The sequence below is a fragment of the Actinomycetota bacterium genome, assembly GCA_030776625.1.
Taxonomy (GTDB): domain Bacteria; phylum Actinomycetota; class CADDZG01; order CADDZG01; family WHSQ01; genus MB1-2.
This window is the reverse complement of record JALYHL010000007.1, coordinates 38,809-56,446: the sequence shown is the minus strand read 5'-3', so window position 1 is coordinate 56,446 and position 17,638 is coordinate 38,809. Positions and strand designations below refer to the sequence as shown.

Below are 17,638 nucleotides of genomic sequence, written 5' to 3'. Positions count from 1 at the left end.
CCTTCGAAGCGGATGAGCTGGAGATGACGGCCTCCCCACGCGGGCATTACCCCGATCGGGTCCCAGGGTCGCGAGCTCCGCTCGCCTCTCAGCCCGGGTTCGGGCTCCCCTGCTGTCTCCGCGAGTCTAGAGCGCGCTAGACCTCTTTCGGCTCCAGCGGCTTCGTCGCGGGCCCCTGGATGACGCTCCCGTCCAGGTCGAAACGCGACCCGTGACAGGGGCAGTCCCAGCTCTTCTCGGCGGTGTTCCAGTGAACGATGCAGGCCAGGTGCGTGCACACCGCCGAGAGACCGCGGCAGGTACCGTCTTCGTTCTTGTAGACCGCCACCGGCTGGGGCCCCCGCCGTATCACCGTGCCCTCACCCGCGGGGAGGTCGTCGAGCGACCCTCCCGGTGGCTGGAGCCGGTCGACGACCCAGCGCATGCCGACCTGGACGTTCTCCTTGACGAACTCCTTGGCGGCCGCGGGCGCGTTGATCCGCTTGGAGTCGTAGAGGTCCGCCCACGGATTGTCTCTGCCCATGATCCGGTCGGTGAGCAACATCGCCGCGAGCGTCCCGTTGGTCATCCCCCACTTGCGGAAACCGGTGCCCGTGAAGAGGTGCTCGGAGCTCCTCGTGTAACGCCCGATGTAGGGGACCTGGTCGACGGGGACGGTGTCTTGCGTCGACCAGCGGTAGTCGATGCTCGTCAGACCGAAACGTTCGCGCGCGTAGGCCTCGAGCCGCTCGTAGCAGCGCTCCGTGTCCGGCTCCTCCCCCGTCTTGTGACCCTCCCCGCCGACCATCACCAAGGTCCGCTCGCCGTCGCGGATGAGACGGATCGATCTGGTGGGGCTCTCGGCCGAGATGTGCATCCCAGGCGGGGCCGACGACGCAGCCTCTGCGTAGCCGGCGACCACGTACGAGCGATGCGGATGGACCTTCGCGAAGAACAGGCCTCGGTCCAGGAACGGCATGTTCGTGGCCACGATCACGTCCGTCGCCGAGATCGTCCCGCGTTCGGTTACGACGCGGCAGGGCTCGCCCTCGTCCACGTCCAGCGCTTTGGTGCGTTCGAAGATGTGGCTGCCGCCGCCCTCGACGAGTCGCGCCAGAGCCAGCAGGTACTTCCGTGGATGGAACTGGGCTTGGTTGGTGAACCGGACCGCGCCCTTGATCGGGAACGGAAGCGGCCCCTCGCTCACGAACGATGAAGGCAGCCCCAGCGATGCCGCGATCTCGGCCTCTTCCTGCACCGACGACAGCTCTGAGTCGGTCTCGGTGTAGACGTAGTTGTCCTGGCGCTCGAAGTCGCAGTCGATGTCGAGGCTGGTGACGAGGTCGGCGATCTTGGCCAGGGCCGCCTCGTTCGACTCGCCGTAGGTGCGCGCGCCGTCTTCGCCCACCTTCTTGACGAGCTGCGAGTAGATCAGGCTCTGGCTAGAGGTGATCTTCGCGGTCGTGTAACCCGTCACGCCGCGCACGATGCGATCGCCCTCGATGACGGCGACCGACCGCCCCTCCTGCTTCAGAAGGTAGGCGGCCGTGATCCCGAAGATGCCGCCTCCCACGATCGCCACGTCTACGGTGTGATCGCCCACGACCGGCCGGTAGCTGGTTTCGGGAGTGGACGCGATCCAGAAGGATTCGTTGCCGCCGGAAAGGTGCTTCACCTAAGAAGCAGCGCCCGCTACGAGCTTCGCCAGCACAGAATCAGGTTCGAGGTCCAGTTTCTTCGTCAGCCGCACGACCGTCCCGGTCTCGGGGGCCGAGGTGAACTCGATCTTGTCGACCATGGCGCGCATCAAGAAGATGCCTCGCCCGCCCTCGGCAGACGGCTCCGCGTGCGTGTGCCCCTCTAGTTCGTGCTCGAAGCCCCCGCCCGTGTCGATCACGCGGATCTCGCAGAGCTTCTCGTTTACCTCCACCTTCACCTCGTAGGCCTCCTCGGTCCCGTCGACGTGCTTCAGGACGTTGGTGCAGGCCTCGGACAGCGCAACCTCGATCTGGTCGACGCAGGGGATGCCGACGCCGAGGGTGTGGAGCGCTTCACGAGAGATACGCCTGACCACGGGCACGCTGGTCTCGTCGCGCGGCAGGTTGAGAGAGAACACGATGTTCACGTAGAAGAGTTTCCCCTCCTGCCGCTGCGCGAAACCAACCCAAGCAAACTAGGACGCGCCGGCGGTGTCGGAGGCCAGGACGGAGCGGAAGGCCGCGAGCGCGGCGTCGATGTCACCCGAGTTCACGTCACGGTGGGCCACCAACCGCATGCGGTAACCCGGCATGCCCAGTGTGAGAACGCCCTCGCGCTTGAGCGCTGAGCTCACCTCGGGCGCCTGGACCGAGAATGGCTCCAGGTTCAGATAGATCATGTTGGTCTCCACCGTCCGGACGTCGATCGCATCTTCGTGCAGGTCTTTCAGACCCTGTGCTAGGCGCAGGGCGTTGTCATGGTCCTCGTGCAGCCGCGCGGGTCCGGTTTCGAGAGCCACCCGAGCCGCGGCCGCAATCACGCCTACCTGCCGCATCCCGCCCCCCAGCCGCTTGCGCAGGACCCGCGCCTCGTCGATGACGGCCTGGGTGGAGCAGACCATCGAACCGATCGGACCGCCGAGGCCCTTCGAGAAGCAGAAGGTGATCGTGTCGGCGCAGGCTGCCCATTCAGCGGCAGCGACGCCGGTAGCCGCCTGCGCGTTGAAGATCCGCGCGCCGTCCAGGTGCACCGCAGCGCCGGCATCGTGAGCCACCTTCGATACCGCCCGAGCTTCCTCGATGGGAAAGATGCGCCCGCCGGCCGCGTTATGCGTGTTCTCGATCGCGACAACGGAGCTCCGCGGGTTGTGCATGTTGCCGGCTCGGACAACGTGGCCCACCTGCTCGGCCGAGATGATGCCGTGGTCACCCGACAGGGTCCGCATCATGAGCCCTAGGTGCGCCGCAACGGAGCCGCCCTCGTAGTGGAGGAAGTGGGCCCCTGCGTCGCAGACGACCTCGTCGCCCGGACGCGCCAGGGCGCCGAGGCAGACCTGGTTGCCCATGGACCCCGTCGGGACGAAGAGACCGGCCTCTTTCCCCAAGAGGTCGGCCGCGTACTCCTGCAGCGAGTTCACGGTCGGGTCGTCGCCGAAGACGTCGTCTCCGACCTCGGCCTCGGCCATCGCCTTTCGCATCTCAGGTGTGGGACGCGTGACGGTGTCGGAACGAAGATCGATATGTCGTTCAGGCATGCGACGAGGATAAGGCCGCGGTTCGTTCGAAGCCGACGCCGTTCAGCCGAAGAAGACCGCTGCCGCCGCGTAGACCTCCGGGTCAAGCGTCTTCAGCTCGCTGACGCCGTGGCCGATCGGAACTCGCACGATGTCGGTCCCCTGGAGAGCCACCATCTTTCCGTAATCGCGCTCCTCGACGGCATCGATCGCGGCGATGCCGAAGCGGGTGGCGAGTACCCGGTCGAACGCGGTCGGGGTGCCGCCGCGCTGGATGTGACCCAGGATCGTTACGCGGGTCTCGAACCCGGTGCGAGCTTCGATCTCTTGCTCCAACATCACACCGATGCCCCCGAGCCGAACGTGCCCGAAAGCGTCGGTCGTCTCCTCTTGCAAGGTGGCGGTCCCTTCGACAGGTGTGGCGCCTTCGGCTACCACCACGATCGAGAAGAACCGTCCTTTCTGATGGCGATGACGGATGTGCTCGCAGACCTGCTCGATGTCGAAAGGCCGCTCGGGCACGAGGATGACGTCGGCTCCGCCCGCTATCCCCGCGTAGGTGGCGATCCAACCCGCGTGGCGGCCCATCACCTCCAGCACGATGACGCGGTTGTGCGACTCCGCGGTGGTGTGCAAACGATCGAGCGCGTCCGTGCAGATCTGGACCGCGGTGTTGAAGCCGAAGGTGAAGTCGGTGGCATTCAGGTCGTTGTCGATGGTCTTCGGGACGCCCACCATGTTCACCCCTTCAGCGGCAAGCTTGTCGGCGACCCCCAGGGTGTCCTCGCCACCGACCGCGATCAGCGCCTCGATCTTCTCGGCGGCTAGGTTCTCGCGCACCCGGTCTACCCCTCGCTCCTCTTTGAACGGGTTCGTCCGTGACGAGCCGAGGATCGTCCCGCCGCGATGCAAGATGCCCGAGGTGTTGTCCGGCGTCAGATGCACAACGTTGTTGGTTAGGGGGCCGCGCCAGCCGTCGCGAAACCCCACGATCGCGTGGCCATACTCGTTCACCCCCTTGCGCACCACCGCCCGGATGACCGCGTTCAGCCCGGGACAGTCACCACCTCCCGTCAGGATGCCGATCCTGGCCACTCGCTCCCCTTCCACGAAAGAGCCGTCGGAAAAGAGATTCTCACGCCATGGGGCGAACGGCTCAATCCGGCCACGACGGGAGCCGACGACATGGACATGAGAACCCGGCTCGATCGGACATCAGCGGCCGCGCTCGTGGTGGTGGCATGCGTGGGCGTCGCGGCGCTGGCGACGCCCGGTGCGTCCGCAGGCGACCTCGAGTCGCTTCGCGCCCGGGCGCAGCTCGTCGCGGACCAAGTGAGCGCGCGGGAGCACGACCTCGAGCGGCTGGAGTCGCGACAGGTGTCGCTCACCGCCGAGATCGCCGAGGTCAGCAGCGACATCGGGCTATTGGAGCTGGAGCTGCACCGCGCCGAGGCCGCGCATCAGCGAGCTCTGCAGAGATACGTCGACCGCGCCGTCGAGGCGTACATGGACGGCTCCACGACCCACCTCGCCCTGTTGCTGTCGGCCACAGACATGAACCAACTGTTCGCGCTTGCGGAGGCAACCGTCGCTTCGGCCGCAGAAGATGTAGACGCGGTCCAGGCGGCGGTCGATCTGCAAGCGGCGGCCGAACAGAGACAGCTGGAGGTCGACGAGCGGAAGCAGAAGCTGCTGGCGGCGCAGGCGCGCGTTGACTCCGTCGAGGCGTCGATCACAAACGCCCTCTCGGCCCGCAGGCAGCTGCTCGCCCGGCTAACAGCCGACATCGCGGAGCTGGAGCGCCAGGCGCGGGAGGCCGCGGCACTCGCTCCCGACCCCGACGAAGAATTCCTGCGGCTGCTAGGAGGCAGCGGGCCGTCGCTCGGGATCCCCGCGGGCTACGTCGGCACGGGCGTCACCTTCGAGGGCCTCGCGTCCTGGTACGGCCCCGGCTTCGAGGGCAACTACACCGCAAGCGGCGACATCTTCGACTCGAGCCTCTACACCGCCGCGAGCAAGGAGCTTCCACTCGGCACCTGGCTCTTCGTCCAGCACAACGGCCGCGGCGTGGTGGTCCTCGTCAACGACAGGGGCCCCTACGTGGGCGAGCGCATCTTGGACCTCAGCCGCGCCTCCGCCGACGCGATCGGTCTCACCGGCGCCGGAGTCGGCTGGGTGGAGGCGGAGATCCTCGTCAAGAAGTAGGCCCTACGAGCCCACCGCTATCGCTTGGGTTCGGACTCCTGCTCGCGACCGAACGGGAGCTTCTTCTTCAGGCGCCCGAGCCACTCCTCGTCGTCGGCCCCCGAGTCCAGGAAGTCATCTCCGGCGTGCTCGGGGACGAAGGACCAGAAGTCGCCGTCTTCCGGCTGGTTCTCGCTCGGCGCGCCCTCGCCGTCGAGCGAGATCAACGCGGCGTTCTCCTCCAGGTCGTCGGCAACCTCGGCGTACTCGTCGTTGGTGCGGACCAACCTCATCGAGTACTTCGCCGCCCGGGCTGCGTCCTTCTGTGCGGCCCACGACGACGCTTGCGCGGCCTTCGCCGCGCCCTGAGCCGTCTTGGCGGCCTCGGTCGCGGACGTCATGGACTCCTCCCAGCTGCGCCGGGCCTCGTTCTGCTCCTGCTCGAAGGTCCTCCACATCTGGTTGATCCGCGCCAGGGTGTCGTCCGAACCGGTCGCCGCGGCTTGGGCCGCAGCCGTCGCCTCTGCCATAGCGCCCCGCACCTGCTCCTGCTCGGCGAAATGCGCGTTCGCGTCCTCGATGGCGCGCATCAGCGCCTGTTGAGCCGTGTCTGCAGCCCGCTGGCTCGCCTCGGCGGCGTCCTGCGCAGCCCGCGCCGCGGCCTCCTGGGTCGCTCGTGCCGCAGCCTCCTGCGTCGCCTGGTCGGCGGCCTCGCGCGCGGCCTGAGCGGCTTGTTCGGCTGCGGAGATGGCAGCGGCTTGCGCCTCGTGCGCGGCCTGAGCTTGCTGGGCATGCGACTCCGCTCGCTGCGCCGCCTCGGCGGCCTGGGCGCTGGTCGCCTGGAACTCGGCTCGAGCCGCGGCGAGCACCTGCTCGAGCGCCTGGACGGCCGCTTCCTGCAGGCGGCGCGATTCCTCCCGCACGAGTGCGGTCTCTCGCTCGAGCGTGGCCCGCGCCTCGTTGGCGGCGGCGGCCACTGCGGCTGCCCGGGCGTCGTCGACGACGGATCCGGCAGACGCCAGCGCGCTCTCTGCCGTCTGCGCGATCTGTTCGATACGCGCGGTCCTCTCCTCCGTCGATTGCGCCGCGTCCTTCGCCTCTTGAACGGCGGAGGTCACACCTGCGAGTGCCCCGGCTGCGGCCTCTTCGAGTTGGACGCGGCGGCGATCCGCGGCGTCGGCGATCTGAGCCGCTACACCCGCCGCGGCGCGCTCTGCCTCTTCGCGAGCGGCTTCCTTGGCTGCATTGATGGCTTCCTCGACCGCGCCGTTCGCCACTTCGCGGCGCGCGCTCCGAGCCGCCTCGTGGAACGAGCTCTGGGCGCCCTCGGCCGCCGCCTCGGCGGCGGCTTGGGCCAGCCGCATCTGCTGGATCGCTTCGTTCGTCGCCGCGAGCGTGGTCTTACTCGCCTCTTGCACCGCGCGGGCCGCCTCTTCCTTAGCCGCGCGGGCCGCGGATTCGCGCGCGCTCTGCACCGCCTCGCGGGCCGCCGTGATCACCTCTGCAACCGCTTGCTCGATCGCGCCGCGGTTGTTCTGCGACGACGCCGCCACCTCGCGCGACACCCCGCCGGCCGTCTCCCGTAACTGTTGGAGAGCCTGTGAGCTCTCCTGCCGCGCGGACGCCGCGGCGTCGGTGACGGCTTGCACCGCACTGCGCATCGCCATCTCTGCGGCAGCGCGGTTCTCCGAGATGGACCGGTTGGATTCCTGAACCATGTGGTCCGCGGCCTCGCGCGCCTGGTGCGCCAAGCGAGACGCCTCGACCTGTGCCGCCGACGCGGCGGCTGCGCGAGCGCGCTCGATGCCCTCCTCCGAGGCGCGGATCGCGTCCTGTGCCGAGCGAGCCGCGGCCGCGCGGGTCTGGTCGAGCGCATCGACCGCCTGCTGGAGTGCCAGCTGCGTAGCGTCCTTGACCTCCCGACCGGCGCGCTCTGCTTCCTCACGTGCCGCTACTCCAGCCTCCTCGCGAGCTCGCGTGACCGCCTGTTGGAGCGAGCCGATAGCCGCGCGAACAACGTCTCCCACAGCGGTTTCGACCTCGCGAGTGATCCCCAGCGCCATCTGCTTGGCCTCTTGCGCCTCCGCTGCCGCCATACGAGCCGCCTGAAGAGCGGTCTCCCGGGCGATGCGCGCGCTCTGTTCTTCGCTCCGTTGGAGGTTGAGCTGCTCGGTCGACCGAGCGGCCGCCTGCTGGGCGAGCTCCACGGCCTCCCGGGTCGTGCGGACCGCTTGCTGCTCTGCAACCAGGGCCGCGGCTTGCCTCTCGACCTGGCTCGCCGCTCGCTCCGCGGCCTGGGCAGCGCGCTCTGCTTGCGCCGTCGCCTCTCGCGCCTGCTTCAGCGCCGCGTGCTGAGCGGCACGAGCGGCGGCCTCCTGCGCCTGGAGGTCGGATGCGATCTCGACGAGATCCTCTTTGAAGTTGGCGATCTCCACCTCGGCCTTGGCCGCCCGGTTCCAGGCCCCGGCCAGCTCTCCCACCCACTGCGGCATGTCGTCGGGGTGCGCCAGGGTGCCCGAGGGCGCGGGCGGTGGGGGCGTGTGGCCGTCCGCCGGGTCGTGGACCTTGCGGATCAGGTGAGGCGAGTGGTTCGGGTCAGACATGACTGTTCCTCCCGCAGGGTGTGCGTGAACGGTTCCAGCATTTTCCTTTTTGTCTCCCGCACCGGGGAGAGTAGCGCTATCGGATGAGCTTGGTAAGGGAGATGGTGCGCCCGCGTGGCCCATCCAGAACCCTCACATCATCCATCAGGCTCTTCATCACCGCCAGGGGTAGGTTCTCCCCCACCGCGTCGGTACCTGCCACCGTCGCAGAGCGCCCGGACGGATGGGACGCCTTCGAGGCGGCCCGCGAGCACGTTTCGCGCACCTCGAAGCAGACGTGGCTTCGGTCGATCTGCCAGGTCACGGCTGGCTCATCTCCATCTTGGCGACCCTTCAGCAGGACCTGTGTGCACGCCTCCGTTATGGCGACCAGACAGTCGAAGGTGAGCGAGGGGTCGACGCCCGCTCGACACAGGTCGGCGCGGATCGATCTCCTGAGGCCGGACAAGCTAGCTTTGTCCGCCACCGGTCTGGTTTGCACCCGACCATTCTGAACCCTTCCGAGGAGGCGCGATGCCCGAGCTGGTGGTCTCGATCGATGCCGGCACCACCGGGATCACTGCCCTCGTGCTCGATCCGGGGGCCGAGGTCCGTGGACGCGGCTATTCAGAGTTCTCTCAGAGCTATCCGCACCCGGGGTGGGTGGAGCACGACCCGAACGAGATCTGGGACGTCGCCGTGCGCATCTTTGCCGCGGCGATCGCGGATGCCGGTGTAACCGCGGCCGATGTCGCCGCGGTCGGGATCACCAACCAGCGCGAGACCGCCGTGATGTGGGACCGTCGCACGGGGGAGCCGATCGCTCCCGCGATCGTGTGGCAGTGCCGGCGGTCGGCCGCGATCTGCGACCGGCTGCGCGCCGACGGGCTCGAGGAGGAGATCAGCGCGCGAACGGGGCTAGTGATCGACCCTTACTTCTCGTCAACGAAGATCATCTGGTACTTCGAGAACATCGACGGACTGCGCAAGAGGGCGGAGGCAGGAGAGGTGCTGTTCGGCACCGTCGACACCTGGCTCATCTGGAAGATGACGCACGGAGAGGCGCACGTGACGGAGCCCTCGAACGCGTCGCGCACGATGCTCTACTCGCTGGAACAGCAGGCGTGGGACGACTGGATCCTCGAACGGCTGGACATCCCGCGCGCGATCCTGCCCGAGGTCCTCCCCACCAGCGGCCGGTTCGGCGTCTCCGCGCCGGGGGTGTTCGATGCCGAGCTCCCGATCTCGGGTGTCGCGGGCGATCAGCAGGCTGCGCTGTTCGGCCAGGCTTGCTTCTCGGAGGGGATGGCGAAGAACACCTACGGAACGGGTTCCTTCCTCCTGATGAACACGGGCAAGCGGGTGCCGCACTCGCAACACGGTCTGCTCGCGACGACGGCGTGGGACCTCGACGGCACCACGAGCTTCGCTTCCGAGGGCGCGATCTTCGTGACAGGTGCAGCTATCCAGTGGATGCGCGACGGCCTCGGCATCATCGGATCGGCCGCGGAGACAGGTCCGCTCGCGGCCAGCGTGCCCGACGCCGGCGACACGTATCTCGTCCCGGCCTTCACGGGCCTGGGTGCACCGCACTGGGATCCCTACGCGCGCGGCGCTTACCTCGGGATCACGCGAGGAACGACGAAAGCCCATCTGGCGCGGGCCGCGGTGGAGGCGATGGCGTATCAGACGCGCGACGTTGTGGACGCGATGGCGGCGGATTCGGGAGTCGGTCTCGCCGAGCTTCGGGTGGACGGCGGCGCCAGCGTGATGGACGTGCTCTGTCAGTTCCAAGCCGACCAGCTCGGGGTGCCGGTGAGGCGTCCGGCGAACCTCGAAACGACGGCGCTCGGCTCGGCCTACCTCGCGGGGCTAGCGGAGGGTGTGTGGTCGTCGCCAGAAGAGATCGGGCGCGGCTGGCGCGCCGCGGCGGAGTTCGAACCGGACGCGTCGCGCGATGAAGCCGACTCCCTGTACGAAGGCTGGCGCAAGGCGGTGGAGCGATCGAAGAACTGGGCGGGCTGAGCCCGGTTACCCGGCGAGCGGCTCTTCCGACAGGACGATGTCGTCGAGCGACCTGGTCGATTCCGGCAACACTTCCGTAGCGGTACGGGATGCGTACTCGTCGACGTACTCCTGACCCGACAGTTGCATGATCTCGTACATCAACTCGTCTGTGATCGAGCGCAGCACGAAGCGATCCCGTTCCTGGCCCGCGAAACGACCCAGGTCCAACGGCCTGCCGAAACGCACCAACACCTTCGGGCGCCCCAGCAGACGCGGGAACTTCGCCTCCTTCGGCATGACCTCCTCGGTCCCGATGAGGCCACACGGGATGATCGGAACCTTGGCCGCGAGCGCGAGGCGCGCGACGCCCGTTCGACCCCTGTAGAGCTTGCCGGTGGGCGAGCGGGTCCCCTCGGGATAGATCCCGAGGAGCTTTCCCTCCTTGAGAACGCGCAGCGCGGTATTGAGCGCCTGCTCAGATTTCTGGCCACCCTCGCGCTCGGTTGGGATCTGGCCCGCCATGTTGAAGAACCACGCGGTCTTCCAACTCTTGAAGTAGTCGGCCTTCGCGAGGTACGTGACCTTGCGGCGCCTCACGACGAGAGGGATGAAGAAGGAGTCGAGGAAGGAGACGTGGTTGGCGGCGATGATCGCCGGTCCCTTCCTGGGGACATTCTCTAGCCCCTCCACCTTGATCCCGTAAAGCAGTCGCAGGATCGGTTTCAAGATGGCCTTGAAGACCCAGTAACCCAACTGAAACGACCTCTCTCCGCGCTCTGGCGCGCCTTACCCCCGACTCAGTAGGTCACCATGATGTTGGAGAATCGTCAAGCCGGCGACTCGAGCAAGCGGATGTGACTGCGAGCAAGCGTTACAAGGGGGTGCGATGCAACAGGAGCTAGAGATCCGCGAGGGGGCCGAGGAGTTCACGCTCGGTAGTGGCCCCGTGGGCGCGTTGTTGATCCACGGCTTCACCGGCAGCCCGAAGTCGATGCGGGGTCTGGGCGAGCATCTCGCCGAGAAGGGCCTGTCGGTTCGCGGCATCCGGCTGCCGGGGCACGGGACCTCGTGGGAGGAGCTCAACCTCAAGAACGCCGACGACTGGGTGCAGGCGCTGGACACGGAGTTCCTCGATTTCTCGGCGGAGCACGAAGAGGTGTTCCTCGTCGGTCTCTCCTTCGGAGCCGCCCTCGCGATCGATTGCGCGGTGCGTCGCCCGGACCAGGTCGCCGGCGTCGTCGCCATCGCCCCGTTCCTCTTCACCAAAGACCCGCTGCGGTTCGCGGCTCCGGTCGTCGGAAAGGTGCTGAAGTCATTCCCGGGCGTCGGCAACGACATCTGCGAGCCGGGTCAAGACGAGCTCTGTTACGACCGGCTGCCGGTCCGGGCCGTCCCACACATGTTGAGGTTCGCCGCGCGCGCCAAACGCCTGCTCCCGAGCCTCCGCGTGCCGATCCTCACGATGCACAGCCGTAACGACCACACCGCTCCACCGGAGGCCTCGCAGGTGATCGTGGACCAAGCTGGCTCCACGGATAAGGAAGTCGTGTGGTTCGAGCGCTCGTATCACGTGATCACGATGGACCACGACCGTCACGAGGTGTTCGAGCGGACCTACGACTTCATCACGAAGAGGGTCAAGCATGGCGACTGAGATCATCACGCTCGAGGGCCACATCATGGATACGGGCACGCTGCCGAAGGCTCTCGACGAGATCAACGCCAGCAACGCGAGTTTCGAGATGCTGGACCTTCAGATCGGCACGCGGCACGAACACACGTCGGCCGCACGGATCAAAGTAATCGCGGAGTCGGAAGAGGAGCTCACGGCACTCATCGAGCGGCTGAGCCAGCACGGAGCGAACACGGAGAGCATCGTCGACGCCTTGCTGGCGACCGCCGACGTCGCGGGCGCGTTCCCTCCCGGCTTCTACTCCACCACCAACCTGAGAACAGAGGTGCGGATAGAGGGCCGCTGGGTCGAGGTCTCGCGACCAGAGATGGACTGCGGCATCGTCGTCCGCGAAGGGCGCGCCCGCACGATCCCGATGGCGGACGTCGAGACCGGTATGCAGATCGTGATGGGAGGACTCGGGGTCAGGGTCACGCCTCCCGAACGACCCGAGGGCGCGGGAGAAGCCTTCTCGTTCATGTCGTCGGACGTCTCGAGCGAGAAGCCGAAGGCCCTCCTGGTCGAGCAAGTCGCGAGCCAGATGCGTTCGGTGAAGGCGTCTGGACGCCGGATCCTGTGGGTGGCGGGTCCCGCCGTCGTCCACACCGGATCGGCTCCGGACCTATGCGCTTTGATCCGCGCCGGGTACGTGGACGCCCTCTTCGCCGGGAACGGGGTGGCCGCGCACGACATCGAATCCAACATGTTCGGGACGTCGTTGGGCGTCAACCTGGCGCAGGGAATCGCGGCCGAGCACGGGCACGAGCACCACATCCGCGCCATCAACGAGATCAGAAGACACGGCTCCTTCAGAGCGGCGATCGACGCGGGAGTGTTCGCCGGCGGCATCGTGTACGAGCTGGTGAAGCACGGGTGCGACTACATCTTCGGGGGAAGCGTGCGTGACGACGGCCCCCTACCGGAGGTCGTGACGGATATGCGCGAGGTGCAACATCTGCTGCGCCACGTCATCTGGGGCGACGGCGACGAGAACCCGATCGGCTTCTGCATCGTCGTCGGGACGATGTTGCACGGGATCGCGACCGGTAACTGCCTACCTGCGCACGTCCCTCTCGTCTGCGTCGACATCAATCAAGCAACGGTCACGAAGCTCATGGATCGCGGCTCGTTCCAATCGATCGGCATCATCACCGACGTCGGGTTGTTCATCCGCGAGCTGGCGGAGAAGCTCGCGCGGGAGGAGCTCCGTCCCGCGGGGGCAGACGCCGAGGTAAGAACCGCAGGATCCCGTACCACGCTGTGAGCGCCGGTCGGCTAGAGGCTCAGGCGCTTCGTGAGGATGTCCTTGAGCGTCGGCGTCGAGATCTCCTCTAGCTCGTAGGTCGCGCGCACCGCGGGTTTGCGGATGTCGCACACCTTGCGTAGGTCTATCGGCGTTGCCACAACGACCACGTCTGCGTCAGACGCATTGATCGTGTCCGACAGGTCCTTGCGCTGCCGGTCGGAGTACCCCATGGCGGGCAGCAAGGTCCCGATGTGCGGGTACTTCGCGTAAACGTCTTTGATCGTCCCGCTGGCCCACGGCTTCGCGTCGACCAACGATGCGGCCCCCGCGCGCTTGGCCGCGACCACTCCGGCTCCGTAGGTCATCTCACCGTGCGTGAGTGTGGGGCCGTCCTCGACGACGAGAACCTTCTTCCCCTTGAGGCTCGTGTCCTCGTCCAGCGTGATCGGCGACTGCGCCTCGACGACGTGAGCGCCCGGGTTCACCGCTTCGATCGTGGCGCGTAGACGCTCGAGGTCCTCCAGCTTCGCCGAGTCCACCTTGTTGATGACCACCACATCCGCCATCCGGAGGTTCGTCTCGCCCGGGTGGTAGGTGGTCTCGTGACCGACGCGCAGCGGGTCTGCAACAGTGATGTGAACGTCCGGGGCGAAGAACGGGAGGTCGTTGTTGCCGCCGTCCCAGACCACGATGTCGACCTCTTGCTGCGCGCGTCTCAAGATCTCCGCGTAGTCGATCCCCGCGTAGACGATCGAGCCCTGCGCGAGATGGGGCTCATACTCCTCACGCTCCTCGATGGTGCAGTCCGCCGCGAGCAGGTCCTCGTAGCTCTCGAACCGCTGCGCGACCTGCTCCTCGAGCCGGCCGTAGGGCATGGGATGCCGAACCACCGCCACCCTCTTGCCCGCCCCTTTCAAGATGCGCGAGACCGCGCGGGTCGTCTGCGACTTCCCAGACCCCGTGCGGACGGCCGCGATGGCAACGACGGGAACGGTCGCGCCCACCATCGTGGAGCGGGGCCCCAGTAGCGTGAAGTCTGCCCCCGCAGCGAGAGCGCGCGATGCAAGGTGCATGACCGTCTCGTGCGACACATCTGAGTAGGAGAAGACGACCTCGTCCACGTGTTGCCCGTGCACGATCTGCTCGAGGTCGTCCTCGGGACGGATCGGGATCCCCTGCGGGTACAGCGGCCCAGCGATCGCGGCCGGATACGTACGGTTCTCGATCCCGGGGATCTGGGTGGCGGTGAACGCCACGACGTCGACCAACGGGTCCTCGCGATAGCGAACGTTGAAGTTGTGGAAGTCGCGACCTGCGGCTCCCACGATCACGACGCGTCGCCTGCTCGACACTTCCACCATCGCCGGGCGGCAGCGTACAACCGACGCCGTCGTCGTCCGAGGGAGCGGCTAATCTTTCCGCCGATGACGCAGCGGAGGCTCACGAAACGGGGTTCCCAGAGGCGCGAGCAGGTCCTCGAGGCCGCCGCCCGTCTCTTCGCAGAGCAGGGCTACCACGGTGCGGCGGTGGGCGACATCTGCGACGAGGTCGGCGTCGGCAAGGGCGTCTTTTACTGGTACTTCCCGTCCAAAGAGGCCTTGTTCTCGGAGCTCCTGCAGAGCTCGTTGCTGCAGCTACGACGCGCGCAGCAATCGGTGATCGAGGGAATCGACGATCCCGTTCAACGGCTCGAGGCCGGCATCAAAGCCTCCATCGAGTTCTTCCGCAGCAAGCCCGGATTCTTGAGCCTCATCCGCACGGCCGCCCGCTACGACGAGTTCGCCGGCTTCGTCGAAAAGGGTCAGCAGATCATCGCCGCCGACACCGCCGTCCACATCAAAGAGGGCATGGCAACGGGCTCGATCAGGCAGGGAGACCCGGAGCTGATGGCGCACGGGATCCTCGGCGCGATCTTCCACTTCGTCGAGGTCTACTTCGGCACCTACCCCGAGACGTCGGGAGACCGTCCCGAGCTCGCCGCGGAGGCCGCCGACTTCTGCCTGGCGGGTCTGCGCGAGCGCTAGCTCGCGGAGTCCAGGAGCGCTAGCTGGGGGGCCCTTGCTCTAGGGCTCTGCGGATCCCTCGGACGGCTTGGCGGATGCGCTGCTCGTTCTCGACCAGGGCGAAGCGGACGTAGTTGTCACCCAACTGCCCGAACCCGACGCCGGGCGACACGGCCACCCTCGCCTCGCGCACGAGGTACTTCGAGAACTCGAGGGAGCCCATCGCGCGGAACGGCTCCGGGATCTCCGCCCACGCGAACATCGTCGCGGGGGGCCTCATCATCGACCAGCCGATGCGGTCCAACCCGTCACACAGGGCGTCGCGTCGGCTGAGGTAGATCTCGCGGATCTGCTTCGGCACCTCGGTGCACTCGTTCAAGGCGATGATCCCGGCGATCTGGATCGGCTGGAACACCCCGTAGTCAAGATAGGACTTCAACTTCGTGAGCGCGCCGACAAGCTCGGCGTTGCCCACCGCGAAAGCGAGGCGCCATCCCGCCATCGAATACGACTTGGACATCGAGAAGAACTCGATCCCGACGTCCTTCGCCCCCGGGACCTGGAGCAGCGACGGCGCGCGCTCTTCCCCGAACACGAGATCGGCGTACGCGAGGTCGTGAACGATCACCATCTGCCGCTGTTTCGCAAACTCCACGAGCTGCGCGAAGAAATCGAGATCTACGACCGCAGTGGTCGGGTTGTGCGGGAACGAACAAAGCAGCACCCTGGGCTTCGGCTGCGACCGCTCATACGCCGCAACCATGTCCGAGAAGAAGTCGGAGCCGAACGAAAGCGGGACGCTCATCACGTTCGCGCCGGAGAGGATCATCGAGTAGGTGTGGATCGGATACGTCGGCTCCGGAACCATCACCGAGTCCCCCGGCTCCAGCAGGACCCAGGCCAGGTGGGAGAGCCCTTCCTTGGCACCGATCGTGGCGACCGCCTCCGTCTCAGGATCCAGGTCGACCCCCCAGGACCGTTCGTAGTGGTCGCAGATGGCCCGCCGAAGCTTCGGGATCCCCTTAGACGCGGAGTAGCGATGGTTGCGCGGGTTCTCCGACGCCTCCTTCAGCTTGTCGACGACCGCGTCCGGTGTGGGGATGTCGGGGTTGCCCATGCCGAGGTCGATCACGTCCTCGCCGTTGCGCCGGGCGCGCATCTTCAGGTCGTTCACGATCGAGAAGACGTACGGCGGGAATCGGTCGATGCGCCTGAAGTCCATCCCGAGAACCTACAAGGGGCACCGAGGTGGATCGGTCAGCGCGGCCCTTGCGCCCGGACCTTCTCGACCTCCGTCAAGGCTCCACGAAGTCGCTCGATCCACTCGGCCTGGTTGTCGCCCACCAGCCGGACGCACCAGGCGAGGGCATGACTACGACTGCGCGCCACGCCGGCCTCGACGAGCGTGTCGAGTACCGCGCGCTCGCGCTTCCTCAGACGCGTCATCACTGGGAGCGCCAACGCGGTGAAGTGCCGCTCCACGTCGCCGCAACGCGCTCCCCAAGACACCTTCCGGCGGTACCGCGCTTGCGCCTCGTCCGCAATGGCCATGCGATCGGCTCTCGTTTCCTCGCGGAAGCGCTTGATCCGCGCGGCGCGGGCGGCGCGAGCCGCGTCCGCCGAAGCATCCGGGCCCAGATCCACGTCCGCTAGCGCCCCCACCACCAGGATCTCCTCGCGATCGACCTCGACTGTGGGCGCGCCCTCGAACCAGTCCTCCGGCAGGCGGCCCGCGAACCACCCCGCTATCTCCTCCATCAGGGCCCCCCTTGTCCTGTAAGTTTGCTTACACTATTACAAGCAGCGGGAGGAGGCGCGGTGGAGGCTCTGGACGCGTACTCGCAAACGGTGGTTGCCGTCGCCCGGCGTCTGGGGCCGGCGGTCGCAAGCCTGGCCGTTTTTCACCACACCCGGCGCGGCCCCGCATCCGGTAGCGGGTCCGCGGTCGCCGTCGCTTCCGACGGCTTCCTCCTCACTTCCGCCCACGTGGTCGCCGGGACCGAGCATGGGTCCGCCACGTTCTGGGACGGGATGGAGACGCCTTTCGACGTGGTCGGGGTCGATCCACTGTCCGACCTGGCCGTGATCCGCACCGTGGCCCGCGACCTCGAGTCCGCGCCTCTCGGCGATGCGAGCGACCTGGTGGTCGGTCAGCTCGTCGTTGCGCTCGGGAACCCGATGGGCCTGTCGGGCTCGGTGACCGCGGGCGTCGTCAGCGCGCTTGGCCGCTCCTTCCCCACCCGCGCGAGCAGCGCCAGCCGGGTCGTGGAGAACGTCATCCAGACCGATGCGGCGTTGAATCCCGGGAACTCGGGAGGAGCACTGGCCGACGGAGCCGCGCGGGTGGTCGGTATCAACACGGCGGTGGCAGGAAACGGCCTGGGCCTTGCGGTGCCCATCAACGAAGTGACCCGCAGGATCGTCGGAGCGCTCATGCAGGAGGGCCGCTTCCGCCGCGCCTACCTCGGGATCGCCGGAGGGCATCGACCGTTGCCGCCGCGCGTCGCGACCGCGACAGGGAGGAGCCACGGCATCGAGCTGGTCGAGATCGTTCCGGACAGTCCGGCAGAACGAGCCGGGCTACGCCCGGGCGACCTCATCCTCGACCTCGACGGGTCTGCGGTCGAGGATGCCGCGGACCTGCAACGCCGGATGATCGACACCGCGATCGGGCGCCCCGTGGAGCTGCGCATCTTCAGGGATGGACGCGTTCTCTCGGTAGGGGCAACCCCGGAGGAGCTGAAGGTTTAGCGA

The 17,638-nt window shown here is 67.3% G+C and carries 16 protein-coding genes and 1 riboswitch; of the genes, 6 read left to right on the top strand and 10 right to left on the bottom strand.

Going from position 1 to position 17,638, the window contains the following annotated elements:
* Window positions 1–14: 14 nt before the first annotated feature.
* Window positions 15–121, bottom strand: a riboswitch (TPP riboswitch).
* 15 nt (window positions 122–136) lie between these two features.
* The 4 genes from M3N53_11615 to M3N53_11600 are packed head-to-tail and all read right to left on the bottom strand — an operon-like array spanning window position 137 to window position 4,285.
* Window positions 137–1,654 (bottom strand): FAD-dependent oxidoreductase, encoded by a 1,518-nt coding sequence (locus M3N53_11615; GenBank protein ID MDP9068973.1) that lies wholly within the window; start codon window positions 1,652–1,654, stop codon window positions 137–139.
* Window positions 1,655–2,104 carry an ATP-binding protein gene (locus M3N53_11610; GenBank protein ID MDP9068972.1) on the bottom strand — a complete coding sequence of 150 codons (450 nt, stop codon included), beginning with the start codon at window positions 2,102–2,104 and terminating at the stop codon, window positions 1,655–1,657.
* A gap of 48 nt (window positions 2,105–2,152) precedes the next feature.
* Window positions 2,153–3,211, bottom strand: coding sequence for a beta-eliminating lyase-related protein (locus M3N53_11605; GenBank protein ID MDP9068971.1), 1,059 nt, complete (start codon window positions 3,209–3,211; stop codon window positions 2,153–2,155).
* A gap of 42 nt (window positions 3,212–3,253) precedes the next feature.
* Entirely contained in the window at window positions 3,254–4,285 is a 1,032-nt protein-coding gene (locus M3N53_11600) for a 6-phosphofructokinase (protein MDP9068970.1), read from the bottom strand.
* 90 nt (window positions 4,286–4,375) lie between these two features.
* On the opposite strand from M3N53_11600, the gene M3N53_11595 reads away from it, so the two are divergent.
* Window positions 4,376–5,395 (top strand): septal ring lytic transglycosylase RlpA family protein, encoded by a 1,020-nt coding sequence (locus tag M3N53_11595; GenBank protein MDP9068969.1) that lies wholly within the window; start codon window positions 4,376–4,378, stop codon window positions 5,393–5,395.
* Window positions 5,396–5,412: 17 nt separating this feature from the next.
* On the opposite strand, the gene M3N53_11590 is transcribed toward M3N53_11595, so the two are convergent.
* The gene (locus M3N53_11590; GenBank protein ID MDP9068968.1) at window positions 5,413–7,977 is read right to left on the bottom strand and encodes a hypothetical protein; all 2,565 of its coding nucleotides are present in this window, start codon (window positions 7,975–7,977) and stop codon (window positions 5,413–5,415) included.
* A 76-nt stretch (window positions 7,978–8,053) separates the two neighbouring features.
* Window positions 8,054–8,458, bottom strand: coding sequence for an ATP-binding protein (locus M3N53_11585; protein ID MDP9068967.1), 405 nt, complete (start codon window positions 8,456–8,458; stop codon window positions 8,054–8,056).
* A gap of 32 nt (window positions 8,459–8,490) precedes the next feature.
* Here M3N53_11585 and glpK point away from each other — a divergent pair, with 32 nt between their 5' ends.
* Window positions 8,491–9,981, top strand: coding sequence for a glycerol kinase GlpK (gene glpK / locus M3N53_11580; GenBank protein ID MDP9068966.1), 1,491 nt, complete (start codon window positions 8,491–8,493; stop codon window positions 9,979–9,981).
* A 6-nt stretch (window positions 9,982–9,987) separates the two neighbouring features.
* On the opposite strand, the gene M3N53_11575 is transcribed toward glpK, so the two are convergent.
* Window positions 9,988–10,716 (bottom strand): 1-acyl-sn-glycerol-3-phosphate acyltransferase, encoded by a 729-nt coding sequence (locus M3N53_11575; protein ID MDP9068965.1) that lies wholly within the window; start codon window positions 10,714–10,716, stop codon window positions 9,988–9,990.
* A 133-nt stretch (window positions 10,717–10,849) separates the two neighbouring features.
* On the opposite strand from M3N53_11575, the gene M3N53_11570 reads away from it, so the two are divergent.
* A complete protein-coding gene (locus M3N53_11570) occupies window positions 10,850–11,617 on the top strand; it encodes an alpha/beta fold hydrolase (protein MDP9068964.1) in 768 nt (255 codons plus the stop codon).
* Window positions 11,607–12,899, top strand: a complete 1,293-nt coding sequence (locus tag M3N53_11565) for a TIGR00300 family protein (protein ID MDP9068963.1) — start codon at window positions 11,607–11,609, stop codon at window positions 12,897–12,899. The genes M3N53_11570 and M3N53_11565 overlap by 11 nt, the downstream gene beginning before the upstream one ends.
* A gap of 11 nt (window positions 12,900–12,910) precedes the next feature.
* Here M3N53_11565 and M3N53_11560 read toward each other — a convergent pair whose 3' ends face one another.
* Window positions 12,911–14,242, bottom strand: coding sequence for a cyclic 2,3-diphosphoglycerate synthase (locus M3N53_11560; protein MDP9068962.1), 1,332 nt, complete (start codon window positions 14,240–14,242; stop codon window positions 12,911–12,913).
* Window positions 14,243–14,305: 63 nt separating this feature from the next.
* Between M3N53_11560 and M3N53_11555 the strand changes: the two genes are divergently transcribed.
* Window positions 14,306–14,905, top strand: a complete 600-nt coding sequence (locus M3N53_11555) for a TetR/AcrR family transcriptional regulator (GenBank protein ID MDP9068961.1) — start codon at window positions 14,306–14,308, stop codon at window positions 14,903–14,905.
* 19 nt (window positions 14,906–14,924) lie between these two features.
* Here M3N53_11555 and M3N53_11550 read toward each other — a convergent pair whose 3' ends face one another.
* Together M3N53_11550 and M3N53_11545 are read right to left on the bottom strand one after the other, a co-directional pair.
* Entirely contained in the window at window positions 14,925–16,106 is a 1,182-nt protein-coding gene (locus tag M3N53_11550; GenBank protein ID MDP9068960.1) for an aminotransferase class I/II-fold pyridoxal phosphate-dependent enzyme, read from the bottom strand.
* 35 nt (window positions 16,107–16,141) lie between these two features.
* Entirely contained in the window at window positions 16,142–16,642 is a 501-nt protein-coding gene (locus tag M3N53_11545) for a hypothetical protein (protein ID MDP9068959.1), read from the bottom strand.
* A gap of 60 nt (window positions 16,643–16,702) precedes the next feature.
* Here M3N53_11545 and M3N53_11540 point away from each other — a divergent pair, with 60 nt between their 5' ends.
* Window positions 16,703–17,635 (top strand): trypsin-like peptidase domain-containing protein, encoded by a 933-nt coding sequence (locus M3N53_11540; protein MDP9068958.1) that lies wholly within the window; start codon window positions 16,703–16,705, stop codon window positions 17,633–17,635.
* Window positions 17,636–17,638: the final 3 nt, after the last annotated feature.